Source organism: Pseudoalteromonas sp. S1612 (assembly GCF_005887175.1).
Classification (GTDB): Bacteria; Pseudomonadota; Gammaproteobacteria; order Enterobacterales; family Alteromonadaceae; genus Pseudoalteromonas; species Pseudoalteromonas undina.
On record NZ_PNDH01000009.1, the window covers coordinates 118,123 to 125,451 of the forward strand.

Annotated in this window: 8 protein-coding genes; 5 read left to right on the forward strand and 3 right to left on the reverse strand. The window is 38.0% G+C overall.

Going from position 1 to position 7,329, the window contains the following annotated elements; translation table 11 throughout:
• Positions 1-7 precede the first annotated feature (7 nt).
• Positions 8-286, reverse strand: a complete 279-nt coding sequence (gene catC, locus CWB78_RS04470; protein WP_138594387.1) for a muconolactone Delta-isomerase — start codon at positions 284-286, stop codon at positions 8-10.
• Positions 287-301: 15 nt separating this feature from the next.
• The gene (locus CWB78_RS04475) at positions 302-1,417 is read right to left on the reverse strand and encodes a muconate/chloromuconate family cycloisomerase (RefSeq protein WP_138594389.1); all 1,116 of its coding nucleotides are present in this window, start codon (positions 1,415-1,417) and stop codon (positions 302-304) included.
• 97 nt (positions 1,418-1,514) lie between these two features.
• On the opposite strand from CWB78_RS04475, the gene CWB78_RS04480 reads away from it, so the two are divergent.
• On the forward strand, positions 1,515-2,417 hold the full coding sequence (locus CWB78_RS04480) for a LysR substrate-binding domain-containing protein (RefSeq protein ID WP_283957125.1): 903 nt from the start codon (positions 1,515-1,517) through the stop codon (positions 2,415-2,417).
• Positions 2,418-2,441: 24 nt separating this feature from the next.
• On the opposite strand, the gene CWB78_RS04485 is transcribed toward CWB78_RS04480, so the two are convergent.
• Positions 2,442-3,224 carry an IclR family transcriptional regulator domain-containing protein gene (locus CWB78_RS04485; protein WP_249930395.1) on the reverse strand — a complete coding sequence of 261 codons (783 nt, stop codon included), beginning with the start codon at positions 3,222-3,224 and terminating at the stop codon, positions 2,442-2,444.
• 190 nt (positions 3,225-3,414) lie between these two features.
• Between CWB78_RS04485 and CWB78_RS04490 the strand changes: the two genes are divergently transcribed.
• The 4 genes from CWB78_RS04490 to CWB78_RS04505 are packed head-to-tail and all read left to right on the forward strand — an operon-like array spanning position 3,415 to position 7,050.
• Positions 3,415-4,230, forward strand: a complete 816-nt coding sequence (locus CWB78_RS04490) for a CoA transferase subunit A (RefSeq protein ID WP_138594393.1) — start codon at positions 3,415-3,417, stop codon at positions 4,228-4,230.
• Between the two features lie 31 nt (positions 4,231-4,261).
• On the forward strand, positions 4,262-5,050 hold the full coding sequence (locus tag CWB78_RS04495; protein ID WP_283957126.1) for a CoA-transferase subunit beta: 789 nt from the start codon (positions 4,262-4,264) through the stop codon (positions 5,048-5,050).
• The gene (gene pcaF / locus CWB78_RS04500; protein WP_138594397.1) at positions 5,050-6,252 is read left to right on the forward strand and encodes a 3-oxoadipyl-CoA thiolase; all 1,203 of its coding nucleotides are present in this window, start codon (positions 5,050-5,052) and stop codon (positions 6,250-6,252) included. Before CWB78_RS04495 ends, pcaF begins: the two co-directional genes overlap by 1 nt.
• Positions 6,253-6,264: 12 nt before the next feature.
• Positions 6,265-7,050 (forward strand): alpha/beta fold hydrolase, encoded by a 786-nt coding sequence (locus tag CWB78_RS04505; RefSeq protein ID WP_138594399.1) that lies wholly within the window; start codon positions 6,265-6,267, stop codon positions 7,048-7,050.
• Positions 7,051-7,329: the final 279 nt, after the last annotated feature.

A 7,329-nucleotide genomic window follows, 5' to 3' on the forward strand; every position in this document is an offset into this window, starting at 1 on the left:
GTTGTTCTTATTTGATAGATGAAGGATGGGCACACAAAGGTGTTACTTCTATTTCCATAAAAGGAAACAATGGCAGTGCACTCAATACATTATGTAAATGAGCATTATCTTCTACTTCAAAAATACTGATATTGGTGTATAAACCGACAACTCTCCATAAGTGAAGCCAGACACCTGCTTTTTGCAGCTCTTTTGCATATTGCTTCTCTTTAGCTTTTATGTCTGAAAACTCTTCCTCTGATAAATTTGTTGGTGGGATAACCTTCATTTTTACTTGAAATAACATTATCTTATCCTCTTTTTATTTGCGTGTGTATTGCTTAAATTTGGCTTCATCAATTTCTAAACCTAAGCCTGCTAGGTTCGGAATTTCAACGCCAAAATTATGATATTTGAGTGGTGTTTTAACGATGTCATCTTGCAGTAATAATGGTCCGAACATTTCAGTTCCAAACTGCATTTGAGGAATAGTCGACCAAGCATGTAAAGCGGCAGCTGTTCCTATAGAACCTTCTAGCAACGTCCCTCCATACACATCAATACCTGCAGAACTGCACACTGTTGCAACTTCTAGTGCACTTATTAACCCCCCAGACTTTGCTATTTTGAGTGCTACAGAACCGCTAAAATTCTGTTTAGCTAAAAGAAATGCATCTTCTTTATCTGCTATTGATTCATCAGCCAAAATAGGCACATTGAATTTTTTAGAAAGTCTTGCCAAAGCCGCAAAGTCTTTTGCTGCTGTAGGCTGCTCGATTAGTTCAATGCCCGCTTTCTCAAGTGCAGCGATACCTTTGGTTGCTATTGACTCGTTCCATGCCTGATTTACATCAACACGAATACTGACACTGGGTCCTAGTGCAGCTTTAACTTTTGTTACATGGGATATATCTTGTTCCAGCGTATTGGCACCAATTTTCATTTTAAAATTGCGATGCCTTTTAGTTTCAATCATGCTAAGCGCTTCGTTTATATCTTTATCTGTATCACCTGAAGCTAAAACCCACAGACATTCAATATGATTATGGCAAGCGCCACCTAACAACTCAGAAATAGGAACGCCAAGTTGCTTTCCTTTCAAATCAAAAAGTGCTGTCTCAATTGCTGATTTCGCAATAAAGTTACCTCGAATTGACTTATTGAGCATTTGAGTGAGGCTTTTAATACTGTGATAGGGCTTATTAAGAAGTAACGGTGTAATATAAGTATCAATATTTTTTTTGATACTTTCAGGACTTTCAGGACCATAAGCGAGACCACCAATAGTTGTGCCCTCACCTAACCCCTCAGCACCATCTGTGTCTAGGATACGAACAATAACCATTGACTGCATTGCCATAGAAGTCATAGACAATTTATGTGGTCTTATTGTTGGAATATCGATAATTGTCGTTGTAATGTTTGCTATTTTCTTCATGTTAATAACTAGTGTCATTTGATTAGTTTTATGTAATTTAAATTTTATTATGATAAGTTACCAATATTGTATTAGTTACTATCGATACCTTGGGGGTATGGTGGAATTACGTCATTTAAGGTACTTCTGTGTTGTGGCAGAAGAGTTAAACCTAACTAGAGCAGCTAAAAAGCTCTTCATTGCACAACCACCCTTAACTAGGCAAATCAAGCAGTTAGAGGAAGAAGTAGGGGCTGATTTATTTGTTCGTGTACCTCGAGGTTTAACCCTTACGCCAGCAGGGCTATTTTTTTATCAACATGCGACTCAAATACTATCTAAAGTATCTGTAACATTAGAGGAGACTCGTCGGGTAGCACAAAGTGGTAAATCAGTTTTTGGAATTGGCTTTGTTCCTTCTATTTTTTATGGACAGCTACCCAGCATGGTTAGACGCCTTAGACAAAAAACTAAAGCTGAAATAATGCTTTATGAGTTAAAAACTGGTGAGCAATTAGAAGCGCTTAAAAGTGGTAAAATTGACATTGGCTTCGGGCGTATACATATTAAAGATGATGAAATAGAGCAAACGACCCTGTTTCAAGAACCGATGTTGGTAGCACTACCTAAAGGACATCCATTAGCTAACAAGCCTATTTCTATTTTTGACTTAGCAAAGCTACCCTTTATTTTATACCCTGCAGGTCAAAGCCCTACATTTGCTGATATATGTTTAGAGCTTTTTGTTAAAAACGGATTAAGTGTAAGAGTGAACCAACAGGTCAACGACATACAAACAGCTCTTGGGCTGGTTGCTTCAGAAATGGGCTTTGCGTTAGTACCTGAGCAAGTAAAAAGAATTAACAGAGATGATGTTGAGTTTGTTGAGCTAGAGGACAAATCTTTAACTTGCCCTGTTATTTGCAGCCAAAGAAAAGAAGCCCATAACGATATTATGCTCTCTGCTATAAATATTCTTAATGAATTAGTAACAAACCGAACTACAGGCAAATACCCATGAATCAATATAGACTAAAAAACCTCTTCACTTAGTGTGTTGATGGATTTGCTCGGCTGCATATTTTATAGCAGGTAGGTACTCGTTATACAGTTTTTCATTACTCGTTCTAAGAGAGTTTGTACTGACATTGATTGCACCAATTAGTTTTCCATGAAAATCAAAAGCTGGAATAGCTATAGACAATAGCCCTAATTCTAGCTCTTGATCTACAATACAATATCCTTTTAACTTTATTTCTTTTAACAGAGATATGAATTCATCACGATCTGTAATACTGTTTTCAGTGTGAGGGGTCAACTCGTTCAAAGTAAGCCACTCTTGTTGTTTATTAGCTGACAATTGACTCAATAAAACCCGACCCATTGAAGTATAAGCTGCAGGAAGCCTTGTTCCTGGTGAGAGGTTTATCGACATTAGTCTGTGAGCTGCCGAAGAACGAACGAGATAAACAATTTCTTTGTTATCCAATATTGATAATGAACAAGATTCACCGATGCTGTTTGTTACTTTATGCAAATAATGCTGTACAACATCTAAGTGGTCATTGGTAGCATTAAAAGCATAAGCCAAGCGCAATACTTTAGGTGTTAACAAAAAAAGTCTGCCTTCTTTATCAACATAACCTAACGAATGAAGTGTTAATAAAAACCTACGAGCTTTCGCTCTATCCATACCTGTTCTTTGCGCAACCTCAGAGAGCGTCATCTTTTTATGCTGTTCATCAAATGCGTTTAAAACATCAAGACCGCTAGCTAAAGCACCTACATAATCTCGATGATCTTCATTCAGTTTATCTATTTCCATCATTAAATCACTTTTATATTAATAATTCCGATTATTGCCTACTCGTCAGCAGCATACCAGTAAAACATTAATGTTTTCATATAACTAAACATTAGTAATAAAAAAATTACTTTTTTATATTGACCATCAATAAAGTATATATTAACTTGTTCGCATAATAAATAAACATTCGCAATGCGAACGGGGTTGAATTATGCCAATATTCTTAGATTTAAAAGATGCAATAGCCGAGGTTGTAAAAGACGGTGATACTGTCGCAATGGAGGGATTTACTCACTTAATACCTTTTGCTGCTGGACATGAAATAATTCGACAAAAAAAGAAAGATCTGACACTTATTCGAATGACACCAGATATTATCTATGACCAACTAGTCGGTGCAGGATGTGTAAAAAAATTAATTTTTTCATGGGGAGGCAATCCAGGCGTAGGTTCTTTGCATAGAATAAGAGACGCTATTCAAAACGGCTTTCCATACGAGATAGAAATTATTGAGCATAGTCATGCTGCTATGGCAAATGCATATGAAGCTGGCGCATCAGGATTACCGTTCGCTGTTTTCAGAGGTTACGTCGGCAGCGAACTTCCAGATGTTAATCCGGATATAAAATTTATTTCTTGCCCCTTTACAAACGAACGTCTTGCATGTGTTCCCGCGATAAAAGCTAATGTGGGTATTATCCATGCACAAAAGGCCGATAGAAAAGGGAACGTCCTAATTGAAGGTATTATAGGTGTACAAAAAGAAGTAATTCTTAGTTCATCTAAAAGCATTGTTACTGTCGAAGAAATAGTCGACGATTTAAATAATCATCCAAACGCTTGTATTTTACCCGCATTAACTATTGATGCTATCTGTTTAGTTCCTAAAGGGGCTCACCCCTCTTACGCTCATGGTTACTATCCTCGAGATAATCAGTTTTATAAAGATTGGGACTCTATCAGCCGTGATAGAGATAGCTTTCAACATTGGTTGGACACTGAAATACTTAAACTGGGAGAAGAGTAATATGACTATTGAATATACCCCTTCGGAGATGATGACATTAACAGCTGCTCGTGCTTTACGCAGTGATATGACTTGCTTCGTTGGAATTGGATTACCCAGCGAAGCCGCCAATGTAGCACGCATGACCCATGCACCTGACATCACACTAATCTATGAGTCTGGTACTATCCAAACTAAACCTGATATTTTACCATTATCGATCGGTGATGGAGAACTTTCCGAGTCAGCTTTAACGACAGTGTCTGTACCTGAAATGTTTCGGTATTGGCTGCAAGGTGGGCACATTGATGTTGGCTTCCTTGGGACTGCGCAAATTGATAAATTCGCAAATTTAAATACAACCGTCATAGCTGCTAACCACCCTGATGGCCAAAAATCAGGAAAACATAGCTATGCAAACCCGAAAGTGAGACTTCCTGGTGGTGGTGGCGCACCTGAGATATCTACAAATGCCAAAGAAGTTCTTATAACCGTAAAGCATTCAGTGCGAACTTTCGTTGAACAAGTCGATTTTGTTACCACCGTGGGTTATGGACGAGATGGTAAAGCTCGCGATGGAGTAACTAACTTGGGAAAAGGACCAACAGCTGTTATTACTGATTTATGCATACTCAAACCAAACCCTGAAACAAAAGAGCTAACTGTAGTCAGTATTCATCCTGGTGTCACTGTTGAGCAAATAAAAGCCGCAACAGGTTGGGAAGTTAGTTTTTCAAATAATCTTGTTACTACACCTATCCCTTCACAAGTAGAGTTAAATGTCCTACGTAAGCTTAAGCTAAAAACAGAGTTAGCTCATAACACGAAAAGAGGTATGTAATGAAAGTATTTATATGTTCTCCCAAACGTTCAGCAATTGGTCGCTACTCTGGCAAACTAGCCTGTATTAGACCTGATGACCTTCTTGCACAAGTGATAAAATCTGTAATAGAGGATTCACCCGATCTTGATCCTTGTCTGATTGATGATGCAATCTTTGGTTGCGCAAATCAAGCTGGTGAGGATAATCGAAATATTGCCAGGATGTCAGTTTTATTATCAGGTCTTCCTGCTACCGTTTCTGCTACTACTATTAATCGTTTATGTGGTTCAGGTATGGATGCTATTGGTAGTGCCTTTCGTGCAATTCTAAGTCGAGAAGCTGATATCTGTATTGCGGGTGGTGTCGAGTCTATGTCTAGAGCTCCTTTTGTAATGGGCAAAGCTGCTGGATCTTTTGACCGTAGTCAAAAAATAGAAGATACAACCATGGGGTGGAGATTCGTTAACCATAAATTAGATAGCCTTTATGGTACAGAGACAATGCCTGAAACAGCTGAAAATGTTGCTGAACGGTTCGGTATTTCCAGAGATGATCAAGATAAATTTGCACTAGCATCCCAAGAAAAAGCATACAAAGCACAACAATCAGGACGTTTTGCAAAAGAAATTGTTCCCGTATATTACAAAAGCAACCACGGAGAAGTGACTCAAATTAATGATGATGAGCATCTACGTCCAAATACAGATATTGAAAAGTTAAAAAAATTAAAAGCACCTTTTCGTGATGGCGGCTCTGTAACAGCAGGCAATGCTTCTGGGTTAAATGATGGAGCTGCTGCAATGATTATTGCAAGTGAAAGTGCAGCTTTAAAAAACAACTTGGTACCAATTGCACGTATTGTTGGAATGGCAACAGCGGGAGTTGAACCAACTTATATGGGTATTGGTCCTGTCGACGCAGTTAATAAGCTATTGGCAAGAACAGGCCTAACCCTTGAGGACATGTCAGTAATCGAGTTAAATGAAGCTTTTGCTGCACAAGCTTTGGCCTGTATTCGTGAGCTAGGCTTACAAGATAACGATAAACGGATCAATCCAAATGGTGGAGCTATTGCTTTAGGGCATCCACTAGGTATGTCAGGTGCAAGACTAATACAAACTGCCGCAGTACAACTTCAAGAAACTTCTGGCCGCTATGCTTTATGCACAATGTGCATTGGTGTAGGCCAAGGTATTGCAATGATAATAGAGAAAGTTTGAAGGGGCGAATAAATGAATTTAAACAATCAAAGCATTAATGTAAAACTTCAGGGCAACCCAAAAAACCCTCCTATTATTCTAGGACATGCACTAGGCATGAATTTAAATGCATGGGACTACGTTAGCGGCATATTATCAAATAACTACTACGTTTTAATGTGGGATTTACCCGGGCATGGGAAAAGTGCTCCCTTGAGCAAAGATAAAAGTCAATTGGGTGAATTAGAAATTGTAGGTGAGTTATTGAAAATTTGTGATGAACTTAAAATCGATAAGTTTCACTATGTTGGTACTTCAATTGGCGGTGTTATAGGCCAACAATTATCTATTTTTTATCCTGAGCGTCTTCTCAGCCTGAGCTTAACCAACACCGGAGCAAAAATAGGAACACCTGAAGCTTGGATGGAGCGCAAAAAGAATGTAGAAGTTTCAAGTTTAAAAACAATGAACGTTGATATTGTTAGTCGTTGGTTTAGTAAAAAGTCTTTATCTGACCATCCCTATTTATTAGAAACTTGGAATGATACTCTCGCAAAGACTGATGATCATTCTTATGCATTGCTTTGTGAATGGCTCTCAGAACATGATCTTCGAGGAAAGCTTAAACCGCTTAATATACCGGCAATTTTTATTGCCGGTTCTGAAGATATTGCAACTCCCCCACAAGTCGTTCTTGATTTAGCAAAATATATGGAAATAAATGATATTTGTTGTTTTGAGAATGTTGGCCATATACCATCCGTTGAAATTCCAGATATTTTTACCAACACACTAGTTACATTCCTTATTAATAGTTGATCTCATAAAAAATCTAGGATTCGAGCTTTCTTATTTACATTAGAGTGTAATAATTAATCCTAGATTTTTCATCGTTTGCTATGCTGAAATCTCGAAAAAGAGGGGGATATAAGTTAAGTGCTCAGAGAATTATCAGTACTGCAAGACATGCCTTGGCGTTTTAAACAGCAACAAGCAGTGCAAGTAAAATCTAATTTTAAAGTAAACAGTGGCAACATGGCCAAAGCCGCTGCACTAAAAGGACTGGGCTATGCTATTTGTTCTGCACAACTAAATCAG

Coding starts and splice junctions, on each gene's coding strand:
- CWB78_RS04475 (WP_138594389.1), bottom strand. CDS start 1,417: ATGAAGAAAATAGCAAACATTACAACGACAATTATCGATATTCCAACA.
- catC (WP_138594387.1), bottom strand. CDS start 286: ATGTTATTTCAAGTAAAAATGAAGGTTATCCCACCAACAAATTTATCA.
- CWB78_RS04490 (WP_138594393.1), top strand. CDS start 3,415: ATGCCAATATTCTTAGATTTAAAAGATGCAATAGCCGAGGTTGTAAAA.
- CWB78_RS04480 (WP_283957125.1), top strand. CDS start 1,515: ATGGTGGAATTACGTCATTTAAGGTACTTCTGTGTTGTGGCAGAAGAG.
- pcaF (WP_138594397.1), top strand. CDS start 5,050: ATGAAAGTATTTATATGTTCTCCCAAACGTTCAGCAATTGGTCGCTAC.
- CWB78_RS04485 (WP_249930395.1), bottom strand. CDS start 3,224: ATGATGGAAATAGATAAACTGAATGAAGATCATCGAGATTATGTAGGT.
- CWB78_RS04495 (WP_283957126.1), top strand. CDS start 4,262: ATGACATTAACAGCTGCTCGTGCTTTACGCAGTGATATGACTTGCTTC.
- CWB78_RS04505 (WP_138594399.1), top strand. CDS start 6,265: ATGAATTTAAACAATCAAAGCATTAATGTAAAACTTCAGGGCAACCCA.